The 16,409-nt window shown below is 72.2% G+C and carries 16 protein-coding genes; 7 read left to right on the top strand and 9 right to left on the bottom strand.

Features of this window, described 5'->3' with window-relative positions:
• Positions 1-273 precede the first annotated feature (273 nt).
• Positions 274-1,182, top strand: coding sequence for an alpha/beta fold hydrolase (locus tag ACSRUE_RS15465; protein ID WP_441291667.1), 909 nt, complete (start codon positions 274-276; stop codon positions 1,180-1,182).
• A 308-nt stretch (positions 1,183-1,490) separates the two neighbouring features.
• On the opposite strand, the gene ACSRUE_RS15460 is transcribed toward ACSRUE_RS15465, so the two are convergent.
• The 6 genes from ACSRUE_RS15460 to ACSRUE_RS15435 form a co-directional block, all read right to left on the bottom strand.
• On the bottom strand, positions 1,491-2,501 hold the full coding sequence (locus ACSRUE_RS15460) for a cupin-like domain-containing protein (RefSeq protein ID WP_441291666.1): 1,011 nt from the start codon (positions 2,499-2,501) through the stop codon (positions 1,491-1,493).
• A gap of 49 nt (positions 2,502-2,550) precedes the next feature.
• Entirely contained in the window at positions 2,551-3,087 is a 537-nt protein-coding gene (locus tag ACSRUE_RS15455) for a hypothetical protein (RefSeq protein WP_441291665.1), read from the bottom strand.
• Positions 3,088-3,256: 169 nt separating this feature from the next.
• Positions 3,257-4,507 carry a hypothetical protein gene (locus ACSRUE_RS15450; protein WP_441291664.1) on the bottom strand — a complete coding sequence of 417 codons (1,251 nt, stop codon included), beginning with the start codon at positions 4,505-4,507 and terminating at the stop codon, positions 3,257-3,259.
• A 59-nt stretch (positions 4,508-4,566) separates the two neighbouring features.
• Positions 4,567-5,574 (bottom strand): RNA polymerase sigma factor, encoded by a 1,008-nt coding sequence (locus tag ACSRUE_RS15445; RefSeq protein WP_441291663.1) that lies wholly within the window; start codon positions 5,572-5,574, stop codon positions 4,567-4,569.
• Positions 5,571-6,158, bottom strand: coding sequence for a dihydrofolate reductase family protein (locus tag ACSRUE_RS15440; protein WP_441291662.1), 588 nt, complete (start codon positions 6,156-6,158; stop codon positions 5,571-5,573). Before ACSRUE_RS15440 ends, ACSRUE_RS15445 begins: the two co-directional genes overlap by 4 nt.
• A gap of 230 nt (positions 6,159-6,388) precedes the next feature.
• Positions 6,389-7,195 (bottom strand): DUF1287 domain-containing protein, encoded by an 807-nt coding sequence (locus ACSRUE_RS15435; protein WP_441291661.1) that lies wholly within the window; start codon positions 7,193-7,195, stop codon positions 6,389-6,391.
• Between the two features lie 185 nt (positions 7,196-7,380).
• Between ACSRUE_RS15435 and ACSRUE_RS15430 the strand changes: the two genes are divergently transcribed.
• Both ACSRUE_RS15430 and ACSRUE_RS15425 read left to right on the top strand, forming a co-directional pair.
• Positions 7,381-8,115 carry an iron-containing redox enzyme family protein gene (locus ACSRUE_RS15430; protein WP_441291660.1) on the top strand — a complete coding sequence of 245 codons (735 nt, stop codon included), beginning with the start codon at positions 7,381-7,383 and terminating at the stop codon, positions 8,113-8,115.
• A 147-nt stretch (positions 8,116-8,262) separates the two neighbouring features.
• Positions 8,263-9,213, top strand: a complete 951-nt coding sequence (locus ACSRUE_RS15425; protein ID WP_441291659.1) for a hypothetical protein — start codon at positions 8,263-8,265, stop codon at positions 9,211-9,213.
• 73 nt (positions 9,214-9,286) lie between these two features.
• On the opposite strand, the gene ACSRUE_RS15420 is transcribed toward ACSRUE_RS15425, so the two are convergent.
• The gene (locus ACSRUE_RS15420) at positions 9,287-10,516 is read right to left on the bottom strand and encodes a serine hydrolase domain-containing protein (RefSeq protein WP_441291658.1); all 1,230 of its coding nucleotides are present in this window, start codon (positions 10,514-10,516) and stop codon (positions 9,287-9,289) included.
• Between the two features lie 417 nt (positions 10,517-10,933).
• On the opposite strand from ACSRUE_RS15420, the gene ACSRUE_RS15415 reads away from it, so the two are divergent.
• Positions 10,934-12,520, top strand: a complete 1,587-nt coding sequence (locus ACSRUE_RS15415; protein WP_441291657.1) for a sigma 54-interacting transcriptional regulator — start codon at positions 10,934-10,936, stop codon at positions 12,518-12,520.
• A gap of 182 nt (positions 12,521-12,702) precedes the next feature.
• Positions 12,703-12,981 carry a hypothetical protein gene (locus ACSRUE_RS15410; RefSeq protein ID WP_441291656.1) on the top strand — a complete coding sequence of 93 codons (279 nt, stop codon included), beginning with the start codon at positions 12,703-12,705 and terminating at the stop codon, positions 12,979-12,981.
• A gap of 43 nt (positions 12,982-13,024) precedes the next feature.
• Here ACSRUE_RS15410 and ACSRUE_RS15405 read toward each other — a convergent pair whose 3' ends face one another.
• Positions 13,025-13,534 (bottom strand): DUF4267 domain-containing protein, encoded by a 510-nt coding sequence (locus tag ACSRUE_RS15405; RefSeq protein WP_441291655.1) that lies wholly within the window; start codon positions 13,532-13,534, stop codon positions 13,025-13,027.
• Between the two features lie 15 nt (positions 13,535-13,549).
• On the opposite strand from ACSRUE_RS15405, the gene ACSRUE_RS15400 reads away from it, so the two are divergent.
• The gene (locus ACSRUE_RS15400; RefSeq protein WP_441291654.1) at positions 13,550-14,485 is read left to right on the top strand and encodes a cupin domain-containing protein; all 936 of its coding nucleotides are present in this window, start codon (positions 13,550-13,552) and stop codon (positions 14,483-14,485) included.
• 37 nt (positions 14,486-14,522) lie between these two features.
• Here ACSRUE_RS15400 and ACSRUE_RS15395 read toward each other — a convergent pair whose 3' ends face one another.
• Complete coding sequence (locus ACSRUE_RS15395) at positions 14,523-15,893, bottom strand: TAXI family TRAP transporter solute-binding subunit (protein WP_437294446.1); 1,371 nt, start codon at positions 15,891-15,893, stop codon at positions 14,523-14,525.
• Positions 15,894-16,109: 216 nt separating this feature from the next.
• Between ACSRUE_RS15395 and ACSRUE_RS15390 the strand changes: the two genes are divergently transcribed.
• The gene (locus ACSRUE_RS15390) at positions 16,110-16,382 is read left to right on the top strand and encodes a helix-turn-helix domain-containing protein (RefSeq protein WP_441291653.1); all 273 of its coding nucleotides are present in this window, start codon (positions 16,110-16,112) and stop codon (positions 16,380-16,382) included.
• The last annotated feature ends 27 nt before the right edge of the window (positions 16,383-16,409 follow it).

The raw sequence follows: 16,409 nt of genomic DNA, 5'->3' as shown, positions 1-16,409 counted from the left end.
CACGGCCCCGGGGACGCCCGGGGCCGTTCACGCGTGACCTCCGAGCCTGTCGCTCACGCAGAGGCCCAGCTCTCCTACCTCGGTAGATCGCTCGCGCTCGAGCGTGGCCGACCTCAGCAGAGCCTGCGGGCGCCGGCTAGTGGCAATGAGCCGGCAGCGAGCCGATGCGAGCGGCGGGCTCGACTACCGGTCCGAGCTTGCTCGCCCCTCGGGTGCCACCGACAACCCGAGCAGCTGGTCGCGAGGTCGCGCATGCTACCGTCCATTCCAATCATGGAAGGCTCGATCCTCCGGCACATCGTTGCAAGCGATGGGACGCGCATCGCGTGGCACACGCACCAGCGCCCAGGCGACGAGGTGCAGCTGCGGGATCGAGCGCCTGTCGTCCTCACGAACGGCCTCAGCACGACGGAGAACTTCTGGAAGCACCTCGTCAGCGCGCTCGCAACGACGACCCACCTGGTCCACTGGAGCTACCGGGGCCACGGGCAGAGCGAGACGGCGCGCTCGGGCGACTACACCATTTCGACCCACGCAGACGATCTTCTCCGGGTGACGGAGGCGGTCCGTGCTCGTAGTACGTTCTCCGGCGCGCCGGTGCACATCGCCTTTTCCATGGGCGTCACGGTGCTGCTCGAGCTCTACCGCCGTCGCCCTGATCTCGTGCGCGCGATGGTGCTCATCGCCGGCGGCGCCGATCACCCCTACGCGTCGAGCGCCGCCTTCCGGATCCCCGGCACGCGCGCGGCCCTCCGTATGGCGCTACGGACGGCGGCCCCCATCGTCCCTCGTATTGCGCCGGTCGTGCGCCGCGTCACGGCGTCCAGGGCCCTCTTCCCCCTGGGCCAGGCCGCGGGCGTCTTCGGGCCCGAGGCGCCTCGGGAGGAGCTCGAGCATTTCCTCCGCGCCGTCGGGACCATGGACCTTCGCGCTTACTGGGAGTCTCTGCGGTCGTTGATGGAGGCACGCGCGTCGGACGTCCTCCCCCAGGTGCGGGTGCCGGTCCTGGTGATCGCGCCCGAGCGCGACGTGATGGCCCTGCGGGCCGATCTCGACACGCTGCGCCGCCTCATTCCGGGTGCCGAGTGGATGATCGTGCTCCGCACAGGCCACGCGATGCTCCTCGAGGCAGGGGGCGCGGTATCGGCCCGCATACAGGAGTTCTTGCTCGGCCTACAGTAGCCAAGAGCCCATGGGCCAAGCTCCCTCCACCTGCACAGCCGCGTCGCCTGTCGCCGCTCCCTCCTCGCGCGGTGTCGCAGCCGCGCTCGAGCATCGTCCTGCCCGTGCTCTGGACGAACGGCTGGGACATCGCGCTGCGCCTGTGCTCGGGCCTCGGCTCGGCGACGACGCTCACGGTGCAGACCCCGCGCGGACGCATCGCGCAAGTCACGGTGCGTACGGGGCCATCGTTCCACGGCGTCGTGCTCGCCGATCCCGAGACGGGCGACGTAAACATCCACGCTGGTGACCGATGGTCGAGCGTCTCGCTAACCGATGTTGCTCGGCCGGTACCAGTCGAAGTCGTTGTGGAACGGAAAGCTGTTGATCCCCAGGCTGATGCTCGCGTCGAGCGCGCGGACGTGGTGCCACCAGCCCACCGGGATGAAGAGCGCCTCGCCCGGCTCGAGCACCACGTCCTTCACGAGCACCGGGGCCATCGGGTCCTTCTCCGGGTCCCGATCGGCGTACATCGCGCGTGCGCCGTCGAACAGCGACGTCTCGAACGGCGCGATCATGCGGTAACGCTTCCTGCCGTACACCTGTCCGAACAGGATGTTGGACGTGTCGTAGTGCAGCGGCGTGACGGTCCCGGCAGGGCCGAGCCAGAGCGCCGAGGCGCCCAGCAGCCGCTGCGCGGCGCAGTACCCGTCCGGGAGCACCACGTCGTCCAGCAGCGCGCCGAGTTTCGTCCGCTCGAGGACGCGGTTGTTGGCGACCATGTAAAAGTCGTTCGTCTCCTCGCTCGCGGCGCCGGCGATGCGCGCGACGAAGTCGCGCAGCGGCGTGCTCTCCGTGTGCCGCGCCGCGTGCATGTCGTAGTCGGGATCGCTCTGGCGTCCTGTCGTGACGTCGACCACGACATCGCCGAAGCGCTCGGAGAGGTACGCCGGGGTCCACCGGCCGAAGGCGGGCCAGCGGGTCACGACGTCGGTCAGGACGACCGGGATGTTGCCGGCGACATAGACGTCGCGGAGCTCCTCGCCGGACACGCCGGAGCGCCGCGGGATCCCCGTCGGATCGCAGGCGACCGACGCCATTCTCTGCTGGAGCCGCGCCAGCATCTCGTGCCGCCGCGCCGACCTGGCGAAGGGCCGAGCGGCGACGAAGATGGGCGAACGGACGATGGCCGAGAGCAGCTCTCCGGCCTGCGCGCTGCCGACGCCGGCCGCCTGGAGCTGCTCCGAGATCACGCCCTCGGGCACGCCGCGCAGCAGGTTCTCCGTGGCCCAGCGCCACCACTCGGGCGCAACTTCCAGCTCGCGTTCCTGTTCGCCCATCTTCGACCTCACCATGTTGGGGAGCGCAACGGTGCGACGATCGAGCGCCTCACTTGCACGGGGGAGGCGGCGGCGGCATCGGCGGGATGATCTTCCCCTCTTCCCCATCCGGCGGCGGCGGCATCGGCGGGATGATCTCCTCGTCCGGAAGCGGCGGCGGCATCGGCGGGATGATCTCCCCCTCTTCCCCGTCCCGTGGCGGCGGCATCGGCGGGATGATCTCCCCCTCTTCCCCGTCCCGTGGCGGCGGCATCGGCGGGATGATCTCCCCCTCTTCCCCGCCCGGCGGCGGCATCGGCGGCACAATCTCGCCGCCCTCGCAGTCCGGAGGAGGCGGCATCGGCGGGATGATCTCCTCGTCCGGAGGCGGCGGCGGCATCGGCGGGATGATCTCCCCCTCTTCCCCATCCGGCGGCGGCGGCATCGGCGGGATGATCTCGCCTTGATCGCCCGGGTCGTGTCCCTCGTCGACGCCCGGAGGACCACAGGCGACCACGAAGACGGCAGCAGCCGCTGCGGCCGCTCGAGACACCCGCTGCACCAGGGCCGCCGTTCGAGGCGGCGGCGTGGGCAGCGGCGATAACAAGGCTGCATCGTCTGAAAGAAAGTTACGTGACATGAACACCTCCGCTGCCGGCAGCGTGCAGGACATGTGCCATCTCACTACCGCCGGATATCCCTGAAGATCTCGCCTTCTACAGCGCCGACCGACGCGCCCGTAGCGCGTGGCCCAGAATGGCTCAGCGGCGCGCGGCTCACCGCAGGGCCCGCGCGAGCGCCGCGTCGTCGACCTCGTCCTCCGCGGCGCTCTCGAGCGCAGCGCGCAGCGCATCGTCGGCCGTGGTCCCGGCGGCGATGCGAATGTGCTCCTGCGCCTCGGGGTAGCCAGCGACGCGCAGGAGCAAGGCAGCGCCCACCCGGCGTTCCAGCGGGGCGCTGGCGTCGTCGAGCGCGTGGAGCGCGTCCTCGGGGGTCAGGCCAGCGGCGCGGTAGCCGTCGCCGGCGAGCAGCTTGCGGAGGTCCTCGCGCCAGAGCGCGAGATCGCGGCCGCGCCGCTCCAGCGCGTCGGCGCCGTGCAGCGCTGCGCCGCCGGCAGCGCCCTCGCGCGCATCACGGAGGCGCTGCGCCAGCGTCTCTGTCAGGGCTTCTCCCGTCCGGAGCACGACCGGACCGCCGCTGCCCCGGCGAAAGAGGAGGAGGCAATCGCCGCGCCTCTCGACCGAGTCGAGCTCGGCGTAAGGGAGCCAGACGGTCGAGAAGGGCCGCTCGACGCGCACGCCGTCGGTGCCCACCACGACCGGAGTGCGGCGCACGGCGCGGCGGAGGAGCCATGTCGACAGCGCGGTGAGGGCAAACCACGCCACGACCGGTCCGGAGCTGCCGGTGAGCGGCTCGGCGAGCGCCATGATCACGACGAGCCAGAGGATCATGAAGGCCGGCAGACCGAAGCAGCCGGCCAAGAGCTCGCGGTGGACGCTGCCGAGCGAGACCGCGACGCGCCGCTCCGTGGGGCCGATCCCGAGGGCCGCGAGCAGGCGCGCGCCCTCTTCCTCCCGCGCGATGTGCACCTCGAGCACCCGCCCGCCGCGCAGGCGGAGCTCGACGCGGACGCGCAGGTCCGACAGGACAAGGCCGGAGCGGATCTCGGCGCGCGGGATCGAGCGCTCCGCGGCGCCGGAGCCGAGGCGCAGCCCAGCCGCGTCGGCGGCCACGCGCACCGGCCCCTTCCTGCCGATGGCGGTGGTGGTGAACAGGGCGCTCACGAACGAGAGCCCCAGGCCGACGATCACACCGGGCACGGCGAGGGTCAGGGCGCGGAACGCGAACCCGCGGAGGCTCGGCTCGTCCAGCACGTGCGCGAGGACCAGGGCGATGACGCTGATCAGAAAAGGCCCTCCCCCGCTCGCGAGCAGCGCGAGGCCTCCGAAGACGCGGCCAAGGCCCTCGTGGCGCCGCCCGACGCGGCGGCTCGTGAGCTCGAAGGCAGGTCGGGAGGTCGCCCGCATCGCCGGGGCCATTCTGCGCCCGTTGTCGGGGCGATCTCCAGCACGTTACAGCGAGGCCGCTACCCGTGGATCCAGTAGCGGTAGCCGTTCGTGCGGAAAGGCACGTCGAGCTCGCGGCAGATCTCGGCGATCACATCGGGGGTGAAGAAGTAGTTGCGGATGCGGGCGATGTGCTCGCCGTCGGTCTCGACGGTCCAGACGGTGCGCACCGCCGGTCCGGTGTCGTGATCGAACCAGAAGAGCAGCAAGAGCTCACCGCGATGCTCGCGCACCTCGCAGCGCGGCGGGCCGCCGAGGTAGCCGACCAGGTGACGGGCGTCGACCCCGCCGGCGTCGGTGGTCGTGATCGGCGAGAGGCTGCCGACGAACGACCCGGTGCGCGGATCGGCCGGGGGCTCGCGCCCGTACTCGGTCACCACGCCGACGATCTCGGTGATCGAGCTGTCGAGGAGCAGCGAGGTCAGGGTCGGCAGGTCGCGGGCGTTGAAGGCGGCGCAGAAGGCGTCGAGCACGCCCGGCGCGGGCGCCCGGGGCTCGTCGGCCTCGGGCGCCACGAGCTTGCCGCGGCCGCGGTGCAGCGCGGCCTTCACGGCACCGACCGAGGTCGAGAGCGACGCGGCGACCTCGTCGAGAGAGAAATCGAACACGTCCTTGAGCACGACCGCCGCGCGCTCCTGGGGCGACAGGTGCGCGACCAGGGTGCCGGCGGCCTCGCGCGACGCCCGCTCGTCGGTCGCGTGCCCTGGCGCCACGGGCGCTGCCGTGGGCTCGCCGAGCGCGTCGCGCTCGAGCCGCTGCCGCCGGGCGCGGTCGATCCACAGGTTCGACGCCACCCGGAACAGCCAGGCGCGCGGGTTGGGCAGGTCGTGGAACAGGGTGCCGAGCGTGACGAAGCCGCGGGCCATCGTGTCCTGCACCAGGTCCTCGGCGTCCCACGGGCTCCGGGTCAGGTAGCGGCAGTAACGGTACAGCTCGGGCCGGAGCGGCTCGAACACGTCGAGGAACCGCTGCCATGACGCCTTCACATCATTGCTCAGCTCGCCGAGGTCGCGCGGCTCGTCGCTCATGACCAGGCCGGCTCGTAGCACAGGACCGACAGCCCGCCGCCCAGGTTCTGGGTCCGGATCTGCCGCAGCGAGAGGCGATGGTCGCGGCGCGCGAACAGCGGCGTGCCGCCGCCGAGCACCACCGGGTGCACGATCAGGCGGAATTCGTCGACGAGGCGGAGCTCGATCAGCGTCGACACGAGCGCGGCGCCGGCCCAGGCGACGATCGGCTTGCCGGGCTGCCGCTTGAGCGCGGCGATCTCCTCGGGGTCACGGGCCACGCGGGTGTTGGCCCACGCGGCGTGCGTCAGGGTCCGCGACAGCACCACCTTGGGCAGGGCGTTCATCTTGCGCGCGAACGCGAGGTCCTGGGGCGAGCGCGGGTGGGCCTCGGCGTCAGGCCAGTACTGGAGCATGAGCTCGTAGGAGGTGCGCCCGTAGACCGCGAGGCCCACAGAGTCGACCATCTCGTCGCAGTACCGCTCGAACTGCGGGTTGCCGTCCTGGAACCAGTCGAGCTCGCGGCCCGGGCCCTCGATGTAGCCGTCGAGGGACGTGATCATGGAGACGTAGAGGCGTCGTTCGGTCGGGGTTGTCGTCGTCATGGCCCACCGACGAACGGCGCGGCCGGAAGGATACGGGGGGCGAAAAAATTGTTGGGAGGAGAGGAAGAAGGAGAGATTCACAGGGAGACGGGGAGGCGGGGAGGTGAGAGATGGGGGTCAGTCGTTCGACCCCGCAGGCTCGGCGCCGGCGGCTTCGGACGGCATCGATGCGGGGCGGCGAGCAGGCTCGAAGGAGGATCCCCACCTCTCGCCTCTCCACCTTGCTCTGTCTATCTCTCTCTCCTCCCCGCCTCCCCGTCTCGCTGTGCACTCTCTCTTGCTCCGTTGCCTGTCCCTGAGCGGCTCAGACGGAGCCTGAAGTGGCCGAGCACGGTCCAGGCGTCGAGGGCATCCTCCTCGGTCGGCGTCGGGCCGATGTTGTGCAGGACGAGCGGGATGCCGCGCGGCCCCTTGCGATCGCTGACGATGCCCACATGATCCGGCCTGCACGAAGGGCACGGCTTGAGCGCCCAGACCACGATATCGCCGGGCTTCCAGGTGCTCACCGCGGCCTCGTCGAACGTCCTGGGGAGCGAGGTGGCGTGGGCGCGCAGGTAGGTAAGCATCGGCCCGACGCGACGATGGTCGATGTTGCGATCGGGACGCTCGACCGTCGTGTAGACCGCCCGGCGCGCGAGGATGTCTTCGTGGATCTTCTCCTGGAGATCGACGCCCGCAGCGCGGACGGCGCGGACGACGACATCGGTGCAGACGCCGCGATCGGGGGCCGGATCGCCGTTGGGGTAGCCGATCGCGACCCACGCCGGATCGTAGGTGACGCCGCGGGCTACCTCCAGGCGCGCGCGGGCGACGATCGGATCGGCGGACGCGGGCGCGATGGCGGGCTCGGCAGGAGGCGCCACAGCAGGCGCGGGCGCGGGCGCGGGCGCGGGCGCGGGCGCGCGGAGCGGCGCGGGCGCCTCTGCGCGTGCAGGCCCAGCGGCCGACGCGTGACGGCTCTCGCGCGGAGCGGGCCCTTGCGAGCCACAGGCCAGGAGGGTGACCGCGGCGACGAATTCCCAGGAACGTGAGCTCATGGCGCGTCATCGGCCGGAGCGGGCGATCTGTGACAAGGACGGCGCACGAGCCCCCCAGGCTCTCGATCCCCTCCCCGCCCTGCCCTGGCGGTGCGCCGCCCTCCGCGCGACCTGCGACGACGGCGCTGGGCAGACGCCGTCGGTGCTGTACAACCAAGGCTCACCCCTTGCCGAGGAGCTGCCGCATGACGCGTCGTCTTCAGGAACGCCTGCTCGCGATCATGGACCGCAAGAACCACTGGGCCTGGGCGCACCTCACAGGCCCCGGCCTCACGCGAGACCAGCTCGCGGTTCACTTCAGGCACGAATACCGGGTCTACGTGCGCGACTTCCCGGTGCTGCTCGCGCGCGTGCTCGGCCAGTCGCCGCCGGCCGCGGTGCGCAGCGCCCTCGCCGAGAACCTCTTCGAAGAGCAGACGGGCAAGCTCTCGCTGGGCGTGTCGCACCCGGCGCTCTTCCTGGAGATGATCGACGGCCTGGGCATCCCGCGCGCGGCCATCGAGGACGAGTCGCTCCCGCTCGAGCCCGAGGCCCACGCCTACCGGGCGCTGCTCGACCGCGTGAGCGCGGCGCCGCCGTGGGTCGTGGGCGCGGCGGTGCTGACGATCTTCGTGGAGGGCAGCGTGCACGAGCGCGCGGAGCTGCTCGGGCAGCGCGAGGCGCCGCCGATCGAGGAGGCGCTGCGCGCGCACCCGATGGTGCGGCACTACGGGTGTCCGCCCGAGCGCATGCGCCTGGCGAGGGCGCACCGGGCGGTCGAAGGAGGGCACCGGCGGGACGCGTGGGAGATGGTGCTGGGCCACGCGCCGGACGAGGGCCCGACGGCGGACGCTGTCGCGTCGGCGGTGGCCGCAGCGCACGCGGCCTGGCTGGCGTACCGGGATGGAGTCGCGCGCGCGATGGGGCTCCGGCAGGCCTGAGCTGGCCCCGGCGCACTCCTCCGGTTCTGCCTGACACGCGCGGGGTTCACTGATAGAATCGCGCGCATCGCTTGGGCCGTTCTGCGCCCGTTCTTGAGGAGATCTCCCGGTATGTCCTTCTCGGCTCGTTCCTTTGCCTTCTTTGCCATGTTCACACTTGGGTCCGTGGCCGCGTGCGGCGGCGAATCCAGCTCCGGGGCCGGCGGCGCCGGCGGGTCGGGCGACGACGCCGCGGGCCCGGGCCCCGGGAGCACGTCCTCCGGCCCCGGCGCGACCAGCGGCGGCGCCACCAGCGGCGGCGGCGCCACCAGCGGCAGCGGCAGCGCGACGACGGGCAGCGGCACGGGCGGCGCCGCCAGCAGCGGCGCCACGAGCAGCGGCTCAGGCGACGTCACCACGAGCGCCACGAGCACCGGAGCCGGCGACACAACGACCAGCACGGCGGCGACCGGCGGCACGGATCCCGGCGGGTGCAGCATCTTCTGCTCCGACTTCGAGGACGGCGCGCTGCCTTCCGAGATCCAGTTCTTCCCGGACTACCTGCGCCCGAGGATGAGCGAGTTCGTGACGCTGGACAGCACCGGTCACAGCGGCTCGCGCTCCGTCAAGGTCACGGGCACGGACTTCAGCCAGATGCTCGGCGTGGCCGTGCCGAGCAACTTCTGGGGCAGGATCTACCTCAAGAGCGCCACCGACATCCAGATGGGCCACAACACGTATGTCGCGGCCGTGGAAGGCAACGGGGATCCCAACAACGGGGAGCAGATCCGCATCGGCGAGCACCAGTGTCAGCTCGAGCTGAACCGCAAGAGCGACGACAAAGAGATGCTCTCGAACGGCGGCATGTACATGTGCAGCGGCGGCGTGAAGCTCGTCGCGAACACCTGGTACTGCCTCGAGTTCCACTACGACGGGCCGGGCCGCTCGGTGAGCGTGTTCGTGGACGGCACCGAGGTCAACGCGATGCACGTCACGGACTGGGGCCCGTACGACTACAAGCTCTTCAAGTTCGGGTTCGAGAAGTACCACGGCGGAGCCAAGACGATGTGGTACGACGACCTCGCGCTCCACTCCGAGCGCGTCGGCTGCGGCAAGTAAGGCCGCGCCGCGCGGCGCTCGGGTGAGCCCGAGGGGCCGCGGGGGCGCCGCGGAGACGACATGAAGGCGACTCTCACTCGTCGATGACGGCGTTGACGATCCCGTCGAAGAACTCCCCGTTCCCGACCGCGTCGAGCATCCGGTTCCAGCCGATCTCATCGAACGGCGTCGGCACGCCGTGGTTCGTCAAGATGACCCCGATCAGCTCGCGGCGGCGATCGATCCACAGGAAACACCCGGTGCCGCCCGCCTTGCCGTAAGAGCCGCTCGAGAGGCGCGACCCGCCGTTGGAGAAGCGGTGGGTCGCGAGCTCCCAGCCATAGCCCTTGGGCGTCATCAGGAGGTTGGTTATCGGCGATACGTCGGTCTCCGACGCCCTCACCTCGGGCGTCTGGTTGCTCACCATCGCGGCGGCGGCCTGGCGGCTCAGGACGCGGACGCCGCCGTACCTGCCGCCGTTCAGGATCATCTGGCAGAACACCGCGATGTCCCGCGCCGTCGAGAAGACGCCGTCACAGCCGACGATCCCGCCGAGCGCGTGATCCTGCTCGTCCTGCACCTCCCCGCGCAGCACCCTCCCCCGGAGCTCGGAGTAGCCCGTGGCCGCGGTCCGCGAGATGAGCGCCGCCGACGGGTTGAAGGTCGTGTCGCGCATGCCGAGCGGGCCCCAGATGCGCGCCTTCGCGAAGGCGTCGAGATCCATGCCCGAGGCGACCTCGATCACCCGCCCGAGGAGGCGGTAGGTGAGATCGCTGTAGAGCACCTGCGTGCCAGGGATGTACTCGAGCGGCGACTCCGCCATGCGCTGCCAGACGCTCTCGCAGTCCGGGTCGTCCAGGAACTGGCTGTCCAGCGGCAAGCCGGCCGTGTACCGGAGCATGTCGCGCACCTTGATGGCCTGCTTGCCGTTGGCCGCGAACTCCGGGATGAAGTCGGCCACCCGGTCGTTCATCCGCAGCACGCCGTCCTCCACGAGGATCACCGCCGACGTCGCCGTCGCGAGGACCTTGGTGATGGAGAGCAGGTCGAACAGCGTGTCGAGCGTCATCGGCTCGTCCGCGCCGCGGACCCGCGAGCCGAACGCCCGGTGCCCGACGATCCTCCCCCGCCGCGCCACCAGGGCGACCGCGCCCGGGAACAGGCCGTCGGTCACCCGGCGCTGGATGCGCGCAAAGACGTCCTCGATGCGCTCCGAGCACAGGCCGACGCGCTCGGGCAGCCCCGGGACGAGCTGCTCGTACGTCGTCTGGATGTGCGCCTCAGCCACCTTGGCCGACAGGACCGCCGGCGCGAACGCGGCCACCGCCGCCGTACGGCCCAGCCCCTGGAGAAGGCGTCTGCGATTTAAAAATCCATGCTCGGTGCACATGTTCGCTCGCTCCTGATCCGTGATCCGTGGGGGGCCGGGTCGCGCTGCCGCAGAGCCCGCTCGGGCGCGATTTCCCGCGCCGCCGCTGAGGTCGCCATCGACGCTCGCGAGCGCCCGAATTCCTGGACAGCAGGAGGTGTGCCGAGCAGCGGACCCAGCGATTCGCGGCGCCGCCGCGCGAGGGCGCCGGCGGACCGGTGCGCCGATCGTGCACCCGCCTGCACGATCGGCCGCGCTATCGCCCGCGCGGTCCCGACGCTCTGCACGGGTTTGCACGATTCGTGCAAATCTTCGTGCAGATCAACGCCGAACCAGCGCACGGCGGCGCGCGGCGGCGCGTAGGATGTGCTCGTGGACGAAGGCTTTCCCGGCAGCGATGTGCGGGGCTCCTGCGCGACGACGCTCCGGCTCGCGATCGTGGCCGGCAGCACGATCACCTTCGCCCCGTTGCCGCCCCAGGGCTGCGTCGTCCTCGGCCGCGACGAGGGGTGCGACGTGCGGATCGACGATCGCTCGGTGTCGCGCCGGCACGCGGCCCTCCACGTCGGCCCGCCGCTCCGGATCGAGGACCTCGGGAGCGCCAACGGCACGTTCGTCGGCGAGCCGCAGGCCCGCGCGCTGACGGCGCGCACGCACCGCCTGCGGCGCCTCTCGCGGGAGAGCGCCGAGGTCGGCGTCGGCGAGCGCTTCAACCTCGGCGCGACCACCGTCGTCGTCGGCCGCGCGCCCGGCGGGGCGGCCGAGGAGCCCGACCGCGGAAAGCCGCCCGCGGAGATCGTGCTGCTGGCCCCTGCGATGCTGGCGCTCTACGAGCAGGCCGCCCGCGCCGCGCGGAGCCCCATCAGCGTGCTCATCCTGGGCGAGACGGGGGTGGGCAAGGAGGTGCTCGCCCGGACCCTCCACGCGCGCTCGCCGCGGTCGAGCGGGCCTTACGTCGAGCTGAACTGCGCCGCGCTGCCGCCGTCGCTCCTCGAGGGCGAGCTCTTCGGCCACGAGAAGAGCGCCTTCACGGGGGCCAGCCACGCGCGCGCCGGCCTGCTCGAGGCGGCCCACGGCGGCACGCTGTTCCTCGACGAGATCGGCGAGCTGCCCCTGGCCTTCCAGGCGAAGCTGCTCCGCGTCCTCGAGGACCGGAAGGTGCTCCGCATCGGGGGCCGCACTCCCCGCCGGCTCGACCTCCGCTTCGTGGCGGCGACCAACCGCGATCTCGAGGCGGAGATCGCGCGCGGCGCCTTCCGCCAGGACCTCTATTTCCGGCTGAACGGCATCTCCCTCGTCGTCCCGCCGCTCCGCGAGCGGGTCGCCGAGATCGGCCCGCTCGCCGGCAGGTTCCTCGAGGAGGCGTGCCGGCAGCTCGACCAGCGCGGCGCGCCGCGCATCTCGCCGGAGGCGCTCGCCGCCCTCGAGGCGTACGCCTGGCCGGGGAACGTGCGCGAGCTGCGCAACGTGATCGAGCGCGCGGCGGTCCTGTGCGCGGGGGAGTCGGTCCTGCCCGCCGATCTGCCGCCGCACCTGATGAACGGCGCCACGCCCCCGCCGAGCGGCGCCGCGTCGCGGCCGAGCGGCACCATCCCCCCGCCGCCGCCATTGCCGCCGAGCGGCGCCGCGCTGCCGCCCGGCGGCGCCGCGCCCCCGTCGAGCCGCGCCACGCCCCTGTCGAGCGGCGACGCACCCCCGTCGGGCCGCGCCGCGCTGCCACCGCCTCCGCCCAGCGGCGCCGGGCTGCCGCCGGCCGACGCGCCGCCGCCGAGCGGCGACGCCCTGGCGAGGCTCCGGCTCGAGATGAAGGCCGCCGACCGGCAGCGCGTCGTCGAGGCCCTGGAGCGGTCCGCGGGCAACCAGACGCGCGCCGCCAAGCTCCTCGGCGTCTCGCTGCGCACGCTGATCAACCGAATCGACGAGTATGGCATCCCGCGGCCGCGGAAGCGGTCGCCCTGAGCGCTCACGAGCGCGACGAGAGCGCCGCGCCCCGGCGCCCAGGGCGCGGGACGCCCGTTCCCGGATCCCGCGGAGCACCGCCCAGCGACCCCGTGCACCTCGTCCTCTGCCGGCGCTGGCAAGTGATTGGCTTCCGATAGGAGCAGCCTGATAGAACATCGATCACGTTGATCAAGCGAGGAATGAACCGCCAAGACGCCATAAGACGCCAAAAAAAAAAAATCTTGGCGTCTTATGGCGTCTTGGCGGTTGAAATTCTGCGCTTTTCAGGCAGTTTCAACACGTTTGTCGCCCTAGCAGGGCAGGGACACGTCGAAAGAGGGACGGAAGCGCAAGAGCGGCACGAAGCGGAGGCCGTGGCGGAAGCGGGAGCGGTAGAACAGCCCGGAGACCACTCCGAGGATCATCTGGACGTGTGCTGCGCTGTACGATTTCCTCATTTCGGCGTTCACTCCCTGTGATCGACCATCGCCCCGATAGGACTCCTTCAGGCACTCGGTAGGGTCACGCACGGCGGCGGAGCTGCAGCACGCCGAGCGCGACGCAGAACACGGCGGTGCCCCAGTGGATCGCGAGGTAGCCCGGGTGAGCGCCGCGCCACGCGAGCACGATGGCTCCGTCGACGACGGGGATCACGGAGCCGAGGAGCAGCGCGAGCGCCGCGGCGCGCCGCTCGCCAAGGAGCGTGAAGGCGATGAGCAAGGCGCCGACGGAGAGGTCGCGCGCTCCCTTGGCGACAGCGTACGCGGCGAGGCCAGCGAGCGGCACGCCGAAGGCCGCAGCCGCGGCGCCGGGGACAACCAGGAAACGCGCGCCGATGAAGCAGAGCGTGAGGCCGGTGAGCAGCGTGGCGATGCCCGCGCCGCCGAGGCGGCGCGACGGGAGGGACGAGGCGGAGGAAGCGATGGTGGCGTCGTTCATGGGCTGGATGTAGCCCTCGGCGGACGCGCCCGCGATGGCCGGCGCGCGCAACGAATGTCCCCAGACGCTCACATTGCGCGTGTTCTGGATCATCGTTAGGCTCGCGCCATGTACCAGGATGACCCGCTGTCGAGCCGATTTTTCGCGGCCAAGCTCTCGTCCGAGCTCGTCTGCCGGACCGCTGCGCGGGGGGCCTGGGCGCTCGAGCTTCCGGCGCGTCCGATCCTGGTGCTCCACCACGTGACCGAGGGGAGCTGCGTGCTGCGCGCCGGGCGAGAGGCTGTCTCGCTCTACCAGGGCGACGTGGCGCTGGTGCGACCGAACGTGGGGCACCGCGTCGACCACGGCGACGCGAGGGCGAAGCCCGTGCTCCTCGACCGGTGGCTCGAGGTCTCGCGAGAGGAGGACGGCGAGCGCGTGCTCGGCCGCGGCGCCACCACGGCGCGCGCGCTGTGCGGCGTGTTCCGGTTCGAGCACGACGCGCTTGCCCCCTTGCTGCAGGTCCTGCCGCCGGTGATCCACGCCGGCGCGCGGGCCATCGAGGCGCGGCCCTCGTTTGCCGGCGCGCTGGCGCGCCTCCGGAGCGAGTTGCACGAGATGCGCCCGGGGGCGGGGCTGGCTCGCCGTCGCTGGCTCGAGCTCATCCTCATCGAGCTCGTGCGGCTGCTCGCCGACCGCGAGCCCGCGAAGCTCGCCGCGCTCGGCGCCACGCAGGACGTCGTCGTCGCCCGCGCGATCGCCGAGCTCGTGCACGACCCGGCGCGCGCGTGGGACGTCGACACCCTGGCGCGAACGGTGGGCGTCTCGCGCGCCACGCTCGCCCGGCGGTTCCTCGAGGCCACGGGCGCGCCGCCCATGGCGTACCGGGCGACGCTGCGCACCGAGCACGCGCGCCGCCTGCTCCGCGAGACGACGCTGTCGAACCAGCAGATCGCCCACGCGGTCGGGTTCGCCACGGTGCAGGCGTTTCAGCGCGCGTTTCGGCGCGAGACCGGGGCGACGCCGTCGGCTGTCCGCGCGCAGCTGCGCGCCGCCCACGGCTGAATCACCGCGCAGGAACGTCGGCGTGACGCGTCACACATCACGCGACGGGCGGCGGCGGCGGCGGCGGTAGCGAGGGCTGCTCGCCCTCGAGGCGCCGGCGCACGTACCCGAGGTGCAGGTAAAGCTGGTAGAGAGCCGCCATCGCCCCGAGCGGGACCGATACGGTGGCGAGCTTCTCCTCCAGCTGACGGAGCGTCGCGATCATCTCCGCGCGCCGCGCCGGATCCGGCGGGCCGGCGAGCTCCCGCTGCGCGCGGCGCAAGATCTCGTAATGGCGGTAGATCCGCGCGCTGATCCGCCAGTTGTACAGGGGCTGCGCGATCTTGAAGATGGAGAAGATCACCGTCGCCAGCGGCAGCAGCATGAGCTTCAGCCGGCTCACCATCGACGCAGGCCAGAACGGCAGGACGCGCTGCAGGAGCGAGGGCCCCTCCTCGAGGTAACGCCGCGCCTCGGGGCGGAGCGGCGCCTCCACGAACCGCGCGGACGGGAACTCGCCGGGCGCGTCGAGGAGGTTGCCCGGCTCGTGCGCGGCGCGCGCCGCCTCGATCAGGAGCGGGACCAGCGCGGGGTGGAGCGTCGCGTTGGCGACCAGCGCGGCCGGCGGGGCGAGCAACGGGCTCGGCGCGGGCGGGATGTTGCGCTCGAGGTCGAGCAGCCCCTCGCTGAGCACGACGCTCGTCAGATAGGGGTAGCGGCGCGCGTAGCTCTGGTGCTGGCGCAGGGTCATGAGGCGCACGCCATCGGCGCGGATCAGCTGCTGCACCTGCTCGGAGCCGGGGCCGACGATGAAGAAGGCCGCGTCGATGCGGCCGGCCTGGAGCGCCTCGGCCGCCTGCCGATCCGGCAGCCCCTCGAAGGGCGCGCCGGCCGCGGCCTGACCGGCCGCGGTGACGCCGCTGTCCGCGAGCAGCCGCTGCGCGACCACGCGCGTGCCGCTCCCCTCGGGGCCGATCGAGAGCCGCTTGCCCGCCAGATCCGTGAGGCGGTCGTAGGGCCGGTCGCCGCGGTGGAAGATCCAGAGCGGCTCGCGGTAGACGCTGGCGAGGCTGCTCAGGCGGTCGCGCGCGTCGGGCGGCATGGCGCCGCCCTGCACGAAGGCCACCGAGACCCCGCTCGCCGGATCGAGCAGGAGCGCGACGTTCTCGGCCGAGCCCGCCGTCTCGCGGATCTCGAGCGCGATGTCGAACCCGGCCAGGTACGCGCGGTACCGCTCGGCGAAGGCGTGATAGCGGCCCGTGGGCTGGCCGGTGGCAATCGTCAGCCGGCGGGGAGGCGGGGGCTCTACGAACAGCAGGTACGTCGCGACGAGGGCGGTGAGGCCGACGAGCAGGAACGGGGTCCAGACGCGCAGGAGCTCCCTGCGGTAGCCTTCGGCGATCCTGCGGCGGAAGAGGAGCCTGATCATGAGCGGATCGGCCGGAGATCCCCGTCCGGGCACGGCCCCGCGCTCGCCTGGAGCGCAGGGGGCGCCCACGCGGTCGGAGGGTGTCCGGGGGCGGATGATGCCCCGGCCGATGCCCCCCGGACAATGCCGTTGTTCGACGGACGCCGGGGATCGCGCGGTGTCTCGGGCGCCGACCGCGCGCGCGGCCCGCGACAGGAGCGTCTACAGCCGTCGCGGATGAGCCCCCCGGTGGGCGTCTCGCGCGCCACGCTCGCCCGGCGGTTCCTCGAGGCCACGAGCGCGCCGCCCATGGCGTACCGGGCGACGCTGCGCACCGAGCACGCGCGCCGCCTGCTCCGCGAGACGACGCTGTCGAACCAGCAGATCGTCCACGCCGTCGGGTTCGCCACGGTGCAGGCGTTTCAGCGCGCGTTTCGGCGCGAGACCGAGGCGACGCCGTCGGCTGTCCGCGCGCGGCTGCGGAAGGAGTCGAGGCCGCCATCGTCATGACGGTGGCGCTCGAGCCTCCAGCGACCC

Origin of the sequence: Sorangium sp. KYC3313, assembly GCF_052075895.1 — a bacterium.
In the GTDB taxonomy this organism is placed as follows: Bacteria; Myxococcota_A; Polyangia; order Polyangiales; family Polyangiaceae; genus Sorangium; species Sorangium cellulosum_B.
Note: the sequence above shows the minus strand (reverse complement) of the source record. Positions and strands in the feature narration are given on the sequence as shown.